The organism is Streptomyces sp. NPDC050546 (assembly GCF_044457425.1).
GTDB lineage: Bacteria > Actinomycetota > Actinomycetes > Streptomycetales > Streptomycetaceae > Streptomyces.
Map to the genome: position 1 here is coordinate 465032 of NZ_JBITGX010000006.1, position 16967 is coordinate 481998.

At 71.4% G+C, this 16967-nt stretch carries 15 protein-coding genes and 1 pseudogene; 8 read left to right on the plus strand and 8 right to left on the minus strand.

Going from position 1 to position 16967, the window contains the following annotated elements:
* The first annotated feature begins 270 nt into the window (after positions 1-270).
* Positions 271-1225: pseudogene (locus ACIBK5_RS18150) on the plus strand (IS481 family transposase).
* A 416-nt stretch (positions 1226-1641) separates the two neighbouring features.
* Here the strand turns inward: ACIBK5_RS18150 and ACIBK5_RS18155 are convergent.
* Together ACIBK5_RS18155 and ACIBK5_RS18160 are read right to left on the minus strand one after the other, a co-directional pair.
* Positions 1642-3228 (minus strand): GMC oxidoreductase, encoded by a 1587-nt coding sequence (locus ACIBK5_RS18155; RefSeq protein ID WP_399020763.1) that lies wholly within the window; start codon positions 3226-3228, stop codon positions 1642-1644.
* Positions 3229-3400: 172 nt separating this feature from the next.
* Entirely contained in the window at positions 3401-4543 is a 1143-nt protein-coding gene (locus ACIBK5_RS18160; protein WP_399020765.1) for a glycosyltransferase family 4 protein, read from the minus strand.
* 119 nt (positions 4544-4662) lie between these two features.
* On the opposite strand from ACIBK5_RS18160, the gene ACIBK5_RS18165 reads away from it, so the two are divergent.
* Positions 4663-5901 carry a glycosyltransferase 87 family protein gene (locus ACIBK5_RS18165; RefSeq protein WP_399020767.1) on the plus strand — a complete coding sequence of 413 codons (1239 nt, stop codon included), beginning with the start codon at positions 4663-4665 and terminating at the stop codon, positions 5899-5901.
* On the opposite strand, the gene ACIBK5_RS18170 is transcribed toward ACIBK5_RS18165, so the two are convergent.
* Entirely contained in the window at positions 5859-7184 is a 1326-nt protein-coding gene (locus tag ACIBK5_RS18170) for an MATE family efflux transporter (protein ID WP_399020769.1), read from the minus strand. The two genes, ACIBK5_RS18165 and ACIBK5_RS18170, sit on opposite strands and share 43 nt — an antisense overlap.
* Positions 7185-7296: 112 nt before the next feature.
* Here ACIBK5_RS18170 and ACIBK5_RS18175 point away from each other — a divergent pair, with 112 nt between their 5' ends.
* Entirely contained in the window at positions 7297-7827 is a 531-nt protein-coding gene (locus tag ACIBK5_RS18175) for a PadR family transcriptional regulator (RefSeq protein ID WP_399020771.1), read from the plus strand.
* A gap of 18 nt (positions 7828-7845) precedes the next feature.
* On the opposite strand, the gene ACIBK5_RS18180 is transcribed toward ACIBK5_RS18175, so the two are convergent.
* From ACIBK5_RS18180 to ACIBK5_RS18200, 5 genes are all read right to left on the minus strand, one after another.
* Entirely contained in the window at positions 7846-9030 is a 1185-nt protein-coding gene (locus tag ACIBK5_RS18180) for a hypothetical protein (RefSeq protein WP_399020774.1), read from the minus strand.
* A gap of 33 nt (positions 9031-9063) precedes the next feature.
* A complete protein-coding gene (locus ACIBK5_RS18185) occupies positions 9064-10077 on the minus strand; it encodes an NlpC/P60 family protein (RefSeq protein WP_399020776.1) in 1014 nt (337 codons plus the stop codon).
* Positions 10078-10278: 201 nt separating this feature from the next.
* Entirely contained in the window at positions 10279-11319 is a 1041-nt protein-coding gene (locus tag ACIBK5_RS18190) for an NlpC/P60 family protein (RefSeq protein WP_399020778.1), read from the minus strand.
* A gap of 247 nt (positions 11320-11566) precedes the next feature.
* Complete coding sequence (locus tag ACIBK5_RS18195) at positions 11567-12916, minus strand: NYN domain-containing protein (RefSeq protein WP_399020780.1); 1350 nt, start codon at positions 12914-12916, stop codon at positions 11567-11569.
* Between the two features lie 38 nt (positions 12917-12954).
* Complete coding sequence (locus ACIBK5_RS18200) at positions 12955-13194, minus strand: hypothetical protein (RefSeq protein ID WP_184596435.1); 240 nt, start codon at positions 13192-13194, stop codon at positions 12955-12957.
* Between the two features lie 159 nt (positions 13195-13353).
* On the opposite strand from ACIBK5_RS18200, the gene ACIBK5_RS18205 reads away from it, so the two are divergent.
* The 5 genes from ACIBK5_RS18205 to ACIBK5_RS18225 all read left to right on the plus strand — a co-directional run bounded on the left by ACIBK5_RS18205 (position 13354) and on the right by ACIBK5_RS18225 (position 16876).
* Complete coding sequence (locus tag ACIBK5_RS18205) at positions 13354-14103, plus strand: rhomboid family intramembrane serine protease (protein WP_399020783.1); 750 nt, start codon at positions 13354-13356, stop codon at positions 14101-14103.
* Positions 14100-14381 (plus strand): Lrp/AsnC family transcriptional regulator, encoded by a 282-nt coding sequence (locus ACIBK5_RS18210; protein WP_030848030.1) that lies wholly within the window; start codon positions 14100-14102, stop codon positions 14379-14381. The genes ACIBK5_RS18205 and ACIBK5_RS18210 overlap by 4 nt, the downstream gene beginning before the upstream one ends.
* A gap of 86 nt (positions 14382-14467) precedes the next feature.
* A complete protein-coding gene (locus ACIBK5_RS18215; RefSeq protein ID WP_399020785.1) occupies positions 14468-14779 on the plus strand; it encodes a small secreted hydrophilic protein in 312 nt (103 codons plus the stop codon).
* The gene (locus ACIBK5_RS18220; protein WP_399020827.1) at positions 14709-16220 is read left to right on the plus strand and encodes an ATP-binding protein; all 1512 of its coding nucleotides are present in this window, start codon (positions 14709-14711) and stop codon (positions 16218-16220) included. Before ACIBK5_RS18215 ends, ACIBK5_RS18220 begins: the two co-directional genes overlap by 71 nt.
* Positions 16217-16876: a response regulator transcription factor gene (locus ACIBK5_RS18225; protein WP_062926395.1), complete on the plus strand. Its 660-nt coding sequence runs from the start codon at positions 16217-16219 to the stop codon at positions 16874-16876. The genes ACIBK5_RS18220 and ACIBK5_RS18225 overlap by 4 nt, the downstream gene beginning before the upstream one ends.
* Positions 16877-16967: the final 91 nt, after the last annotated feature.

Below are 16967 nucleotides of genomic sequence, written 5' to 3' on the forward strand. Positions count from 1 at the left end.
CAGAACCACTCGATCTTCACCCAAGACTCACTTACTTAACAGTAACTTCACAGCCACCTTCAACTACTCTCTTGACCGACTTTGATCGGTGTTCCTCTGTGCACCATGACCTTCCGGCCGCCTGGGAGCATCTCGACCGGCTAGCCGCTCTAGTTGTTCTGTCCACGGAGGTTGGTGACAGCGATCACTGACGTGTGATCTTGAAATGAGTGAGGGCCTTCTGGCTCGGTGTGGACTGCGAGATCTGCACCGGCGACCAGAAAGGCCCTCATGCCGCACCGTAACGCACCGCTGACCGAGACCGGACGCCTGCGCCTGGCCCGGTGCGTCGTCGACGGCAACTGGCCCCTGCGACGAGCCGCGGAACGCTTCCAGGTCTCCGTGAGCACCGCCAAGCGGTGGGCCGACCGCTACCGCGAGTTCGGCGAGGCGGGCATGGCCGACCGCTCCAACCGTCCCCGCACCAGCCCACGGCGCACCCCGACCCGTACCGAGCGGCGCATCATCAAGGTCCGCGTCCTGCGCCGTTGGGGACCTGCCCGCATCGCCGGCCTGCTGCGACTGGTGCCCTCGACCGTGCACCGCGTACTGGCCCGCTACGGACTGGCCCGCCTGGCCCACCTGGACCGGGCCACCGGCCGCGTCATACGCCGCTACGAACGCGCCAGGCCCGGCGAGCTGGTGCACGTCGACATCAAGAAACTCGGCAACATCCCCGACGGCGGCGGCCACAAGGTCCTCGGCCGCCAAGCCGGACGCAAGACCCGCTCGAACGCCGGCTACAGCTACATCCACACCGCTGTCGACGACCACTCCCGCCTGGCCTACACCGAGATCCACACCGACGAGAAGAAGCAGACCGCCGTCGCCTTCTGGAGCCCGGGCGCAGTTGTTCTTCACCTCCTGCGGGATCGCCGTCGAGCGCGTCCTGACCGACAACGGCTCCTGCTACAAGTCGCATCTGTGGCGCGACGCCCTCGCCGCGGCCGGGATCACGCACAAGCGCACCCGCGCCTACCGCCCCCGGACCATCGGCGAGGTCGAACGCTTCAACCGCACCCTGCTCGACGAATGGGCCTACGCCCGCCCCTACCGCTCAGAGACCGAACGACGCGACGCCTTCCCCGACTGGCTGCACACCTACAATCACCACCGCGGACACACCGCGCTGAAGGGGCAGCCACCCGCCAGTCGCGTTCCTAACCTCACAGGGCAATACATCTAGTGGGGCGGTTCGGTGCGTCCGTGGCGGCCGGAAGGGCGCAGGGCGCGGGCTGCCACGGGTTCGCCACCGTCCCCGCCACGGCCACGGGTGCGGGTGCGGGTGCGGGTCGACTCCTGTGGGTGCTGATGAGCAACTTCGGCCCCTTCGCCACCGCCGGTACAGGCAGGAACTGGGGTATGCCCGGCTGCGAAGGAGGCCTGAGCGAGGAGTTCGTGGCCTGGCTGGACGGGCTCTGCGTGGAGCTGGGGTGCCTGCGCACGTCGCTCTACTCATGGAAACGTTCGAAGGAGCCGCCCTCATCGAGGAGGCGGACCTGCCCGGCGAGGACACTGGAGAGGAGACCGGGGAACCGAGGAGGAGCAGCCGCCGGCCTGGTACGACCGGTACTTCCAGTTCATGTGGTGGCCGGGCCACAGTCATGGCGAGGTGTCCTCCACGAGGACCCGCGCCATCGTGCGTTCGGCGAGGGCCGTGATGGTCACGAACGGGTTGACGCCGATCGAGCCGGGCACCAGTGAGCCGTCGACGGCGTAGAGCCCTCGGTAGCCCTTGAGCCGGCCGTAGGCGTCCGTCGCCCGGCCCAGGACGCAGCCGCCCAGCGGGTGGTAGGTGAAGTCGTCGGCGAAGACCTTGTTGCCCGAGCCGAACAGGTCGTACCGGTAGATCGTGGCGTTCGCCCTGTTGATCCGGTCGAACAGTTTCTTCGCCATGCCCACCGACACGGCACTCTGCGCGGCGCTCCACCCGAGCCGTACGGCGCCGCTCGCCGAGTCGTACGCGAAGGACGCCCGCTCCGGGTTCTTGGTGATCGCCAGGTAGAGGCTGACCCAGTGTTCTAGCCCCATGGGCAGCGGCGCGATCTCGGCGAAGACGGGGTTGGATGTGTTGGCCCAGTCGTCGATGCCCATGACCGGCATGGTCGACTGGTTCGCGCCCACCGTGTCCCACAGGTGGTTGGCCCGGCCGAGCATCACGTTGCCGTTGGTGCCCCAGCCGGTGCCGACGCTCGCGTCCAGGGCGGGCAGGGTGCCCGACTCCCGGGCGCGGACGAGGAGTTCGGTCGTGCCGATGCTGCCGCCGCCGAGGAAGAGGTACGTGCAGCCGTACTCCTTGGTCCCGACGACGGTGCCGGTGTCGTCGATCCGGTCGGCGCTCAGGACGTACGTCCCGTCGGCGGCCCTGCTGATCGACGTCACCCGCTCCATGGTGTGGATGGTGACGTTCCCGGTGCCGAGCGCGGAGGCGAGGTAGGTCTTGTCGAGGCTGCGCTTGCCGTGGTTGTTGCCGTAGATGACCTCGCCGTCGAGTGCGGACTTCGGCGCGGTGCCGGCGGCCTCGCGCTGCATGTGGCCGAAGTCGTAGACGTTGGGCACGAAGGTGGTCTTCAGCCCCGCGTTGTCCGCGTGTTTGCGGGAGATCCGGGTGAAGCGGTACCACTCGGTGGACTCGAACCAGGCCGGGTCGATGGTGTTGACGCCGAGCATGGAGCGGGCGCGCGGGAAGTACGTGTCGTACATCTCCGCGGTGTCCACGGTCGGGAACTGCTCGGCGAAGTAGGACCGGAGCGGGGTCACCGCCATGCCGCCGTTGACCAGGGAACCGCCGCCGACGCCCCGGCCGACGTACACGGACATCTGGTCGTAGTGCACGCGGTCCAGGACACCCGGGTAGGCGCTGATGTCCCTGTTGACCAGGTCCAGCCAGAGGAAGGTGGCCAGTGGGGCCTCCGTGCGGGTGCGGAACCACATGGAGCGCCGGTCCGGGGTGCGGGTGGAGCAGAAGATCTTGCCGTCGGGGCCGGGAGTGTTCCAGAGCCGGCCCATTTCCAGGACGAGGGTGCGGATGCCGGCCTGACCGAGACGGAGGGCGGCCACGGCACCGCCGTAGCCGGAACCGATCACGATCGCCGGGGCGTTGTCGAGGGCGGCGGGTTCGGCGGCTTGGGCTGACCGGAGGCCGATGCGGGTGAAGCCGAGGGCGGCCGCGGTCTGGATCGCCGCCATTCCCAGGATCTGACGTCTTGTCAGCTGACGTTGCATCAGGTTTGATGTCATGTGCGCAGCATGGGCGGATTATTGGGTTCCGCCTAGGGGTGTGCCACGTTTGCTTGTGGGCGCGTGCGGGTTGTTTGTGGTTGATCGCGCAGTTCCCCGCGCCCCCAAGAGGCCAACCGCACTACAGCAAGTTCTTCAGGTGCTCCGCGAGTAGGTCCCAGCGCCACTTCTCCTCGACCCATGCCCGGCCCCGCTCGCCCATGCGGCGGCGCAGTTCGGGGTCTGCGAGGAGGGTGATGACGCGGTCGGCCGCGTCCGCCGGGGAGCCGCCGCGGACGACCCAGCCGGTCTCGCCGTCGAGGACCGCGTCCGGTGCGCCGCCGGAGTCGCCGGCGACGACCGGCAGGCCGGTCGCGGAGGCCTCCAGGTAGACGATGCCGAGGCCCTCGACGTCGAGGCCTCCGCGCCGGGTCCGGCACGGCATGGCGAAGACGTCACCGGCGCCGTAGTGGGCGGGCAGCTCCGACCACGGCACCGGGCCCGTGAAGCGGACGGAGCCGGCGACGCCCGTGTCCTGGGCCAGCCTGCGGAGGTCCTTCTCGTACGGTCCGCCCCCGACGACCAGCAGTACGGCGTCCGGCTCGGCGGCGAGGATCTGTGGCATGGCCCGGATCAGCGTGTCCTGCCCCTTGCGCCGCACCAGCCGGGACACGCACACGACCACCGGCCGGTCCGTCAGCCCGAGCCGCGCCCGGATCTCGTCGCCGCCCGAGTCCGGGTGGAAGGTCTTCTCGTCGACCCCGGGCGGCAGCTGCGCCATCCGCGCGGCGGCCCGCGGGCTCAGCGCGCCGGCGATCCGCGAGCGCGTGTACTCGCCCAGGTAGGTGATCGTGTCCGTGGAGTCCCCGATCCGGCGCAGCAGCTGCCGGGCCGCGGGCAGCTGGGCCCAGCCGGCCTCGTGCCCGTGCGTGGTGGCCACCAGCCGCTCGGCGCCCGCACCGCGCAGCGCCGGTGCCATCAGGCCGAGCGGCGCCGCCGCCCCGAACCACACCGACGTGCAGTCGTGCTCCCGCAGCAGCCCGACGGCACGCCGGGTGACGGCGGGCGTCGGCAGCAGCATGGTCGTACGGTCCCGTACGACGGTGAAGGGCTGCTCGGCGTCGAAGGCGGCGGTCGCCTCGACGCCCTCCCGGCTCCGCTTCCAGGTGGACGCGTAGACGACCAGCTCCCGCGGATCCAGCCGCAGCGCCATGTTGTGCAGAAACGCCTGGATGCCGCCGGGCCGGGGCGGGAAGTCGTTGGTCACGATCAGGGTCTTGCGCACGCCGCCGACCCTACCGAACCCGACCCTCACAGCCGTGCGGGGCGGCTCTTATGGCACGCTCACAGCTCTGCGGGACATCATGACCCCATCGACAGAGCGCGCGGACGGGCAGGGATCAGGTGAAGACGACGGGCACGAGGCGGTCCCTGGCGTGGCTGCCGGTGATCTGGTGTCTCACGAGGGCGGCACTGCTGTTGTTCGTGATGAAGGTGTACGTCTTCCCGGGCCCGGACGTGACGAGCGACGTGCACGTCATCTACCAGGGCTGGTACGACGTCCTGCGCACCGGAACGTTCCCTCAGAACGACGTCACCTGGCAGTACCCGCCCGCCGCCGCCCTGGCGATCCTCTCCCCCGCGCTGCTGCCCTTCCTGCACTACGCGACCGCGTTCTTCGTCCTGGTCTGTGTCACCGACCTGGCCGTCCTGGCCCTGCTGACGTATGCCGGACGGCGGCCCGGCCGGACCCTGCGCGGCGCCTGGGTCTGGGTGGCGGGCGTGCCGCTGCTGGGTCCGACGGTGTACGCGCGCTACGACGTGATGGTCACGGCCGTGGCGATGGCCGCGCTGCTCGCCGGGGCCCGGCACCCGAAGGCGATGGGGGCGCTGGCGGCGTTCGGCGCGCTGCTGAAGGTCTGGCCGGCGATGATCCTGCTGGCCGCCCGCCGGCGGAGCGCCTGGATGTCGGCCCTGGTGACCGCCGTCGCGGTGACGGGCGTCTTCGTGCTCACCATGCCCGGCGGGTTCGCCTTCCTGACCTTCCAGCGCGACCGGGGCACCGAGGTGGAGTCGCTCGGCGCTCTCGTCTTCCATGTCGCCCGGCATTTCGGCTGGGATGGCCATGTGCTGCTGAACTACGGCTCGATCGAGTTCCTCGGGCCGTATGTGAGCGAGGTGAGTACGGGCGCGCTGTTCCTGACGGGCGCGGCCTTCGGCTGGCTGGTGCTGTGGCGGCTGCTCGCCCGGCGCTTCGAGGAGCACACGCTGGCCGACGCGGCCTTCGTGGCGGTCCTGATGTTCACGACGACCAGCCGGGTGATCAGCCCGCAGTACATGGTGTGGCTGGTCGGGCTGGCGGCGGTGTGCCTCTGCTTCCCCGGGAGCCGGATGCGGCTGCCGGTCGGACTCGTCCTGGTGGCGTGCTTCGTGACGGTGCTGGAGTTCCCGCTCTACTTCGCCAACGTGGTGGCCAGCGACGGCCTGGGCCTCACCCTGCTGTTCCTGCGCAACGGCCTCCTGGTGGTCGCCACGCTCGTCGCGGCCCGCGCGCTGTGGAAGGCGACGGTGCCGCGCACGGCCCCCGCCCCCCTGCCGCCTCAGCCTGCCGCCCGTGCCGGGGAGACCCCCGTCTCCTCCTGAGCCGGGGCCCGCCGGAACAGCACCCCCGCCAGCCCGCACTGCACCGCCGTCGCGAGCGCCAGCGCGAGACACACCCCCGGCAGCCCGAGCCCCGTCAGGCCGTACGCGAGGGCCAGCTGGACCGCGGTCCCGAGCACGGTCACCCGCAGCAGCACCGAGGCGCCCCCGCTGCCCTCGAAGACCCCGCCCAGCGCGATGAGACAGGCCATCAGCAACAGGTAGGGCCCGACGCAGCGCAGGAACAGCACACCCTCGTGCGCGACCCCGGGCCCGGCCCCGAAGGCGGCCATGAGCCAGGGGGCGGTGCCGGCCAGCAGCACCGCCGCCGTGAGGCCGAGGGCGCCGGAGAGGAGCACGGCCTGCCGCCCGATCGCCCGCCGCTCGTCCTCGCCCGCGCCGCGCGTGTGCGCGGTGTGGATGGCGGCGGCCTGGCGGACGGCGTAGAAGGCCATGGTCGCCACGTACATGACCTTGTAGGCGATCGCGTACCCGGCCACCGCCGTCACCCCGAGCCGCGCCACGATCGCGACCAGGACCAGGGCGCCCGTCTGCCGCACGGTGAAGTCGGCGGACATCGGCAGACCGGTCGACAGCGTCCGACGCAGGGAGGCGGCCAGGGACTCGCCCGCCGCCGTCTCGCGTGCCTTGCGCAGCACCGCGTTGCGCCGCACCGCGACGAGTCCCGCCGCGAGCGCCACGGACCGGGACAGCACCGTGGCGGCGGCGGCGCCCCGGACGCCGTAGAGGTGGATGAAGAGCGGGTCGAGGGCCAGGATCAGGCCGTTGGACAGCAGGGCGAGCCGCAGCGGGGTTCTCGTGTCGCCGGTGCCCTTGAGGATGCCGTCGACGAGGTGCTGGGCGAAGAAGACGGCCATGCCCGGCAGGGAGAGGGCGAAGTAGGCGACGGCGAGCGGGAGGGCGGCGCTGTCGGCCCCGCCCAGCACCAGCCGGGCCAGTGGTTCGCGCCCCAGCAGACCGCCCGCCACCACCGGCGGCGTCACCAGCGCCCACAGCGCCCATCCGCCGCGCACCGCCGCCCGTACCGCCATGGGGTCGCGGGCGCCCCGGGCGTGGGCGACCAGCACGGTCGTACCTGAGCCGAAGACCAGGGCGACGCCGAGCAGCACGTTCTCCGTGTTGGTCGCCACGGCCACGGCCGCCACGGCCGGGCCGCCCAGCCGCGCCACCCAGACGGTGTTGATGATCCCCGCGGCGACGGAGGCGAGCAGCGAGAGGTAGACGGGTCCGGCGAGCAGGAGGAGGTGCTTGCGATGGGCGTTCACGGTGCATGTCCCCCTGGTCCCCGAGTCCTCATGACCCTCGATACGAGCTATCTCGATTCGAGGTAACTCGTTAAGAGGTAGCATGCGTCGAACGTCACCCGCAAGGAGGACCATGCTGGAGCTGTCGATCCTGGGCTTCCTGGCCGAGGAGCCCCTGCACGGCTATGAGCTCAAGGAGCGCATCAAGGCGCTGACCGGCCATGTCCGGCCGGTGAGCGACGGCGCGCTCTACCCGGCGATCACGCGCCTGGTGGGGGCGGGCCTGCTCGACCAGCACACCGAGCCGGGCGCGAGCGCGGCCCCGCGCCGGATCCTCGCCCTCACCGACCGGGGCCGCGAGGAACTGCTGGAGCGGCTGCGCCGGCCGAAGCAGACCGAGATCACCGACCAGGTCCGCTTCAACACCGTCCTGGCGTTCCTGCGCCACCTGCCCGACCGGCCCGAGCAGGCCGCGGTGCTGCGCCGCCGGCTGGACTTCCTGGAGACCCCGACGAGCTTCTTCTACGCGTCCGGCAAACCGGTCCGCGCCGAGGAGGCGGACGACCTGTTCCGCCAGGGCATGCTCCGGGTCGCGCGAGCGACGGGCGAGGCGGAGCGGGCCTGGCTGCGGGAGGCCGTCGAACTGCTCGATCAGCCGGAGTGAGTCACTCCGACCCCGCTGTCAGCCGAGTTGCTCCCCCAGATACTCCTGCCACAGCCCCGTGAACTCCTCCGGCGTCGTGCCCAGCACCTCGCGCATCGCCTCCGGCACCGCCCCGGCCCGCTTCCGGTGGTCCCCGACGGCACGGTAGAACTCGCCGAGACGGGACTCGCCCCAGCGGTCGGCGATCAGGCGGCACGCCGTCCAGCCGCTCTCGTAGGCCCGGGCCAGGCGGCTCGCGTCGCCGGTGAAGCCGAAGTCCTCGTCCTCCGGCAGCGCGGCCGGGACCTGCCCCTGGCTCACCGCCCGGGACAGCTCGGGCGCGGCCTCGGAGGGGACACGGCCGGTGGCGCGGTAGCCGACCCAGTCGGCGTAGCCCTCGGACAGCCAGAGGGGGGTGGCGGCGCTGGTGTGGGCACGGGTGGCGACATGGGTGGTCTCGTGGGTGACGACGACCTGCTCGCCGAGGCCGCCGAGGAGCGCGAAGGCGTCCGGGTTGACGATGACGCGGTCCGCAGGCGCCCGGGCCGGAGCGCTGGTCTCGCCGGTCGTCACCGCCGCGATCCCGCGGTAGGAGGAGGCGGGCGAGCCGAGCAACCCCGCCATCCCCTCCAGGGACTTCGGCACGAGCACGACCACCTGCCGGGACCAGTCCGTACCCCACGCCTCGGACACGGCGGGCACCGCGCGGTCGGCCAGTTCCGCGAAGTCGCGCAGCGACCGGCCGGACTGCCCGACGCCGAGGACGAGGCTGCGGGCGCCCCGGACGGCCTGTACCGCGCCCTGGTCCCACAGTTGCTGCGCGGACTTCTTCGCGGGCCGGTCGGTCTCGACGGACCACCGCCCGTCCGCGTCCCGGCTCAGCCGCAGGGTGCGGCCCGCGGTCACCGGCGCCCGGTCGTACCCGGCGACGCGGTAGCGCAGTTCGGCGTCGGCGGTGGCGGTGTCACCGGTGCGGCGCATTTCGGTGACCCGGTACGACCAGTCGGCCAGGGGCATCGCGCGCAGCCGGGCGAAATCCGCCCCCGTGCCCGTCCGTTCCCAGGCCCGCTCGTCGCGGTCGAGGATCGCGGTGGCCCGCCGGTCCAGGAGCCGCTGGACGTCGGCCGTGGCGCTGTCGGCTGCGGACCGCCCGCCACACCCGACCAGGGCGACGAGCAGCACGACGAGCGCCACCACCGCGGACCCCGACCTTCGACCAGCCACGTTCCCGATCGTACGGGCGCCGGGCCGCGCGGGTCAGACCCTGGTGACCGAGGAGACGGGCATCATCCCGACCGGGTCGTAGCGCACGGGTGCGCCGGGGTAGGGCGCGTGGATGACCTGGCCGTTGCCCATGTACATCCCGACATGGCTGGCGTCGTCCCGGTAGACGACCAGGTCACCGGGGCGCGCCTCGGACAGCGGGACCTGCCGGCCGGCGTACCGCTGGGCCTGCGAGGTGCGCGGCAGGGAGACCCCGGCCTGCGCGTACGACCACTGTGTCAGGCCCGAACAGTCGAAGCCGGAGGGGCCGTTGGCGCCCCAGACATAGGGCCTGCCGACCACGCTGCGGGCGGCGGCGACGGCGGCGGCCCCGCGTCCCGAGGCGGCGGTGGCGTTCCCGAGGTAGGGCAGGTCGCCGCGGCCCGAGCGGGAGGCCCGGTCGTAGGCGGCGCGCTCGGACTCCGGCAGGGAGTTGAGGAGCCGCCGGGCCGCGGCGAGCTTCTTCTCGACGGACTTCTTGTGGACGGCGACCGTCTCGCGGCTCTTCTCCAGTTCGCGGAGCTTCCCGGCGGCCTCCTGCCGGTCCTGGGCGAGTTCGCGCATGGCGTCCTGGAGGTCCCTCAGCTCACCGGCCTGGTGGGCGGTGAGGCGGTCCAGCCGGGCGGCCCTGTCGAGGTAGTCCTCCGGGTCGTCGGAGAACAGCAGGGCGAGGGACGGGTCGAGGCCGCCTGAGCGGTACTGGGCGCCGGCGAGCGAACCGAGGGACTCCCGCATGGAGTTGATGCGCTGCTGCTGCCGGGCGATCCTGTCCCGGGCGGTACCGGCCTCCTCGCGCAGCCCGTCGGCGCGCTCGTCGGCCTTGTTGTAGGCCTCGGTGGCCTTCTCGGCCTGCTCGTAGAGGCGGTCCACCTCGGCCCGGGTGTCGTCGTGCGGTGCGGAAGCGGCCGGTACCGCGCACAGGGCGGTGGCCGCGACGGACAGGAAACCGACCGCGGCACCGGCGCCCCGGTCGAACCCGGACGGTGCAAGTCGGCGATGGGACCCCACGGGAAGCCGCTCTCCTTCCGCTGACGGACTTGGAAACGCGGCAGACAGTATCCCCGCGACCGGGAGCAGCCAACGACCATCCGTGGGTACGCGGCACGACGCCCCGCCGCTGACGCAGGTCACCGGCGGGGCGTGGGCTTACTCAAGGATGTGGTGATTCCCCCGAATGGCGGACACGGTGTCCTCGGGAGGTGCCGTTCGTCAGACGCGGACGCCGAACATGAACGGGCCGCCGATGGTGTCCATCGACTCGTAGCGGACGACCGTGCCGGTGCGCGGGGCGTGGATGATCTGTCCGTTGCCGGCGTAGAGGCCGACGTGGTGCAGGTCGTTGAAGAAGAAGACCAGGTCGCCGACCTTGAGCTGGCTGACCGAGGAGATCCTGGTGCCGGTCTGGGCCTGCGCCTCGGAGGTGCGCGGGATCTGCATGCCGGCGGCCGCGTAGGCCCGGGAGGTGAGACCGGAGCAGTCGTAGGAGCTCGTACCGGTGGCGCCGTAGACGTAGGGCTTGCCGAGCTGGCTCTGGGCGAAGGCGAAGGCCGCGGCGGCCCGGCCGGAGCCCGGCGGGACGTTGTCGGTGAGGGCGTCGCGCTGGCTGTCCCGGCTGGCGCGGTCCTGCTCGGCGGCGAGCGCCTGCTTCTCGGCGGCGGTGAGGCTGTTGAGCAGCTTCTGCGCGGAGCCGAGCTTGCCCTGGACTTCCTTCTTCTTCTTGCCCAGTTCGGTGCGGGTGGAGGCGAGGTCCTTGAGCTTCTCGGAGGCCTCGGCGCGCTCCTGTGCGAGTTCGCGCTGCTTCTCCTGGACCTTCTTCAGCGCCTCGACCTGCTGGCTGCTCAACTGGTCGAGCGTGGAGGCCTTGTCGAGGTAGTCGTCCGGGTTCGAGGAGAGGAAGAGCTGGACCGAGGGGTCGATGGAGCCGGTGCGGTACTGCGACGCGGCCGCGATGCCCAGGCTGTCGCGCAGCTCGTTGAGCTCCTCCTGGCCGCGGGCGACGTTGTCCTGGATCGTGGAGATCTCCTTCTGGAGCTTCTCCTGCTTCTCCTTGGCCCCGTTGTACTTCTCGGTGGCCTGCTCCGCCTCTTCGTAGAGCTTGTCGACCTTCGCCTTGACCTCGTCCTTGCTCGGCTTCTCGCTGGGGGCCGCGTTGGCGGCCTGCGCACTGAAGGCGACGGCAGCGGCGGCGGCGGTGGTCAGCACGGTCACACGTGCGCGGCTCGGCTGCTTCGGACGACGGTGGGACGCCACGGGTGAAAGCTCCTTCTGCCCCCTCCGCCGTCTCTCCCGATGAGTGATCACCCGAGCGGAGGTTTCGGAGCCTGACCCTAGTGACCTTCCTGTGATCAGTTCAAATCCTCAGATGAAAAAATGCGTCACAGTGAGCCAACTTTTCCCCTGGACTCACAGGCCGTGAGACACACTTGACTTAACGTGGCCCACAGGTCTCATCAATTCGGGCATCACGCCCGGACGTTACGCATCGCCCGTAGGGCGCCTAGGGCCGCGAAAGACGCTTGAGGAGCATCGCCGAGGCCACCGGGCGAGCACCGGCGCGGGCCACCCCGTCGGCGACCTCACGGTCGGTGGACGCGACGATGACCGGCCTTCCGGGTGGTTCGGCGCGCACGAGTTGACGGATGAGCTCGTCGGCGGTGACGCCCGGCTTCGAGAACAGCACCCGTACCCCGCGCGGCGGCGCCAGCAGGACCGGCGCGGCCAGTTCGGCCCCGTCGAAGACGCATGTCACCTCGGCGCCGCTCTGCGCCGCCAGTTGCGAGAGCTGCCCCAGCAGCCTGAGGCGCTGCTTCTCCAGCGGCATCTGCGGATAGCCGGTCTTGGTGACGTTGTAGCCGTCGACGACCAGATGGGCCTGCGGCAGCGCCAGCAGCTGGTCGAGGACCTGCGGGTCGTGCTCGGAGAGCGCGCGGGCGGCGATGTCCTTCGGGGTCATCCGGCCCGGCTCGACGGCGTCCACGGTCTCGGCGGGCCGCACCGACACCGGCGGCAGGGCCAGTTCGCGCCGGAGACCCTGGGTGGCGTCCAGCAGGGTGTCCAGCAGCAGCCGGACCCGCATGTCCTCGACGCTGCGGCCTTCGCGGGCCGCCCGGCGCGTGGCCTCCAGGGCCGCCTCGGTCTCCCCCAGCCTGGCCTTGAGCCGCCGGGTCTCGCTCTCGGCGGCGGACACCTGGGCGTGCCCCTCGGCACGCAGGGCCTCCATCTCGCCGTGCGCCTTGCGCAGGGCGGCCTCACCGCGCTTGACGTCGCTCAGGGCGGCGCGGAGCTTGCGGTGCAGCGACTCGGATTCCCGCTTGGCCGATTCCAGCTCCGTGCGCAGCCGCTCGGTCTCGGCCCTGGTGTGGTCACGGGCCCGGGCCAGCTCGTCGCGCAGCCGCTCCAGCTCGGCCCGGCTCTCCTCGTCCGCGCGCTCGGCGTCGGCCCGCTGGGCCTCCTCGCCGGCGGCGGTCACCAGCTTCACCCAGTCGGTCGGCCGCAGTACGTAGGCCGCGGCCGCCACGTCGAGCGGGTCCGCGGCCGGGGGCGGGGAGCCTGAGTCGAGGGCGCCGGCGAGTTCCGGCTGGGCCTCTCTGAGCTTCTCCCCGATGCGCTGCCGGAACAGCGGGTCGGTCTCCAGCGCGGAGGCCATGGCGTTGCCGGCGAACTTGGCTCTGCGGTTAGGGGCGAACCGGGCGTACTGCCTGAGCTGTGCGGGCAGCTCGCCGACCGTCAGCGCTCCGAAGCCGTCGGAGACGATCTGCACGACCTTGCGGCGCACGCCGTCGGGCAGCGGACGGTCGAGCACCTCGGCGGCGCCGTCGCCCGGCCCCCCGCCTGTGGTCTCCACCATCCGTCACACCCCAATGCCTGTGCGGGGCCCTGCTCCCCTCAGGAGCCGGCGCCCGGCCTGTCCACGAGTTCCACCTGGTCCACCGCGTTGCACCAGCGGCAGCGCACCGACTCGATGGTCTCACTGAGCACCTCGCGCTCCTCGACCTTGGCCTCTCCGGCCAGGTCGAGGTGGACGTACTCGACGACCTTCGACGAGCGGGTCACGTCGAAGCGCGTGAGGTTGCCGCAGAGGGTGCAGCGCCACCGCGTCTCGGCGGTCGGCAGGGGAACCGTCATCGTGGCCTGTTCTCTTTCCTTCTAGTGTCCGTGACGCCACGGGCTTCCCCGGTGCGTGTGGCTCGTAACCCTACGGCCTGCGGGGTCCTCGTCGCCTGCGTGTCCACGGCGGCGAGGCGGTCTGTGCGGTTGCGTCCGGTTACGTCATGCTCTGTAGCCATGATCAGCAAGTGGAGCGCGTCGATCACCCGGGCGAGCGGATCGATCAGGGGGTCGTCGGCGCCGGTGACGTACTCACTGATCGCCCTGTGCTGCACGGTCTTCCTGGCCGGGCCCGCCTCGGGCATCGGCCCGGCGTACGGCTCGGGCGACGATCTGCTCGCCGCGCAGCGCGCCTACTTCCGGCACTGGGGCGTGATCCCCGCAGAACTGTTCGAGGGATCCCCCGGATCGGCCCTCACCCCGGTGACGGCGCTCTTCGTCCACGGCACCTGGGTGCACCTGCTCGGCAACATGCTCTTCCTCTACGTCTTCGGGGCGATGACCGAGGAACGGATGGGACGGGTGCAGTTCACCCTGTTCTACGTCGGCTGCGGCTACCTGGCCCTGCTCGGGTACGCCGTCGCCAACGCGGATTCCGAGCAGCCCCTGGTCGGTGCCTCCGGGGCGATCTCGGCGGTCCTCGGCGCGTTCCTGTACCTGTTCCCCCGTGCCCGGGTGACCAGTCTCCTGCCGTTCCTCTTCTTCCTGCCGGTGCGCTTCCCGGCCTGGATCGTGCTGCCGTTCTGGGCGGGGCTGCAGTGGCTGGCGGCGGGGCGGGCCTCGGCGGGGCCCGGGGTGGCCTACCTCGCCCACCTGGTCGGATTCGGCCTGGGCTTCTGCTACGCCTCGGTCCGCTACGGCCGCACCGGCCCCACTAGAGTGAGGACCGCCCCTGCTCCGGCCCCCGAGGGAGAGAACCAGCCGTGATCACCGCGATCGTCCTGATCAAGACCAGCGTGGACCGGATCCCCGAGATCGCGGAGTCGATCGCGGCGCTGGACAGCGTCAGCGAGGTCTTCTCGGTCACCGGCACCTACGACCTCATCGCGATGGTCCGGGTGAAGGAGCACGAGGACCTGGCCGAGGTCATCCCCGGCCGGATCAGCAAGATCCCCGGCGTGGAGGGCACGGACACGCACGTGGCGTTCCGTACGTACTCGCAGCACGACCTGGAGGCTGCGTTCTCGATCGGGCTGGACAACTAGGGCTCGCGGCCCGGCCGGCTCCGGATGAAGAGTTCTTCATCCGGGGTTCATCATCCGCCACGGGTTGCGTCCGCAGGATCGGGCGCATGGCATTCTCCCGTCGTATGGCCGCCCTCTCCGCGGTCGTGCTGATCCCCCTGGGCATCGCGGCGACCAGCTACGCCCTCGCGGACAGCCCCCAGTCGCCGAAGGTCCCGTCCCAGCAGGTGGAGCTGGACAGCGGCACACCCACCCCCACCTCCACGCTCGGCCCCACCCCGAAACCCACGCCGGGCGACGAGGTGGTCTCGCGGCCTCCGGTGACCGACAGCTCGGCTGGTGACGATGATGACGACGACCGCGGCCAGGGCAACGGAGACGACGGACCGGGCGACGACGGCCCCGGCTCCGACAACTGACCCCGGCCGGCGGCGCGTCTCCGCCCGGGTCCGCATCCTGCTCTGGCTGCTGCTGGTGATGGCGGTCGCGCTCGCCTCGGTGGCCATGACCACGCGTTCCTATCTCCTGCGGGACGTCGACAACCGGATCAACCGCCTGCTCACCCAGGAGACCGGCGAGTTCGCCAACTTCGAGGAACGGGGCGGGGATCCGCAGACCGGCCGCCCGTTCACCGACGCGAACCGGCTGCTGACGGTGTTCCTCGAACGGCAGTACCCCGACGCGGACGAGGAGCTGATCGGCCTGGTCGGCCGGGCGGGCAGCGGTCCCCGGCAGATCCGCCAGCAGCACGACCTGCCCGTCGCCCTGCCCCTGCACCGGGATCCCCGGGCCAAGCGCGCCGTCTTCGAGTCACCCGAGTCCTCCGGGGTGCTGCGGCGGCCGGAGGGCGAGATCCGCTGGGCCAAGGTCACCGTGGCCCGGCAGGGCCGGGCGCCGGACGCCGCGTTCGTCGTCGCCTTCCACCCGGAACGCGAGCGGGAGCGGGTGAACGACATGTTCCGCACACTGCTCGTCATCTCCGGGGCCGCCCTGCTGCTGACCGTCGGCATCGCCTGGGCGGTCGCGGGGCGGATCCTCAAACCGGTGCGGGTGGTGCGCACCGCGGCGGCGCAGCTCACCGAGCAGGGCCTCACCCGGCGGATCCCGGTGCACGGCAACGACGACATAGCCGCCCTCGCCGAGACGTTCAACGGCATGCTCGACCGGCTGGAGCGGGCCTTCGCCGCCCAGCGCGAGTTCGTCGACGACGCCGGGCACGAACTGCGTACCCCCATCACCATCGTGCGCGGACACCTGGAACTCATGGGCGACGATCCCGCCGAACGCGAGGAGACGGTCCGGCTGGTCACCGACGAGCTGGACCGGATGAGCCGCATCGTCGAGGACCTGCTGCTGCTCGCCAAGGCCGAACGCCCCGACTTCGTCACGCCCGAGCCGGTCCAGGTCGCCGAACTCACCGCCGACGTCTACGTCAAGGCCCGCACCCTGGGTGAACGCGACTGGCGGCTCGACGGGGTCGCCGACCTGGAGGCCGAGCTGGATCCGCAACGGATCACCCAGGCCATGGTGCAGCTCGCGCAGAACGCCGTGCAGCACACCACGACCGGCCAGACCATCCGCATCGGCTCCCGCACCGACGGCCCGGACCTGGAGCTGTACGTCGCCGACTCCGGGCCCGGTGTGCAGCCCCAGGACGCCGAGGTGATCTTCGAACGCTTCCGGCGCGGCACGGCCCGCCGCGGCACCCGGGGCTCGGGCGCCGGACTCGGTCTTTCCATCGTCAAGGCGATCGCCGAGGGCCACCGGGGCCGGGTACGGCTCTATGACCCACCCGACGGCGGCGCCGGCTTCGCCCTCGTTCTGCACGCGTCCCGGGCACCGGAAGGGGACCCCTCGTGAACCGGATCCTCATCGTCGAGGACGAGGAGCGCATCGCCTCCTTCGTGGAGAAGGGCCTGCGCTCCAACGGCTTCACCACGACCGTCGTCACCGACGGCGACGCGGGCTACGAGTACGCCCTGACCGGCGGCTTCGACCTCGTCGTCCTGGACATCGGGCTGCCCGGCCGGGACGGCTTCACCATCCTGCGGGAGCTGCGCGAGGCCCGGGTGTCGGTGCCGGTGATCGTGCTGACCGCGCGGGACTCCGTACGGGACACGGTGGCCGGCCTTGAGGGCGGCGCCGACGACTGGATGACCAAGCCGTTCCGCTTCGAGGAGCTGCTCGCGCGGGTGCGGCTGCGGCTCCGGACGGCGGCGCGGGCGCCGGAGGTGACGGTGCTCAGGTCGGGCTCCCTGAGCCTCGATCTGCGCACGCGCCGGGCTCGTTCCGGGGAGCGGACGGTCGACCTGACGGCGCGCGAGTTCGTGCTGCTGGAACTGTTCCTGCGGCATCCCGGGCAGGTGCTCTCCCGGGAGCAGATCCTGTCCCATGTGTGGGGGTACGACTTCGATCCGGGGTCCAACATCGTGGACGTGTACGTACGGACGCTGCGGAAGAAGCTGGGGGCGGAGCGGGTGGAGACGGTGCGGGGGATGGGGTACCGGTTGCCGTAGTGCCGGCCCTTCGCCGTTGCCGGGTGCGGGATCGTTGTGGTTGCTCGCGCCCACGCGGCGGAGCCGCATATCGATACAGCCCCGCGCCCCT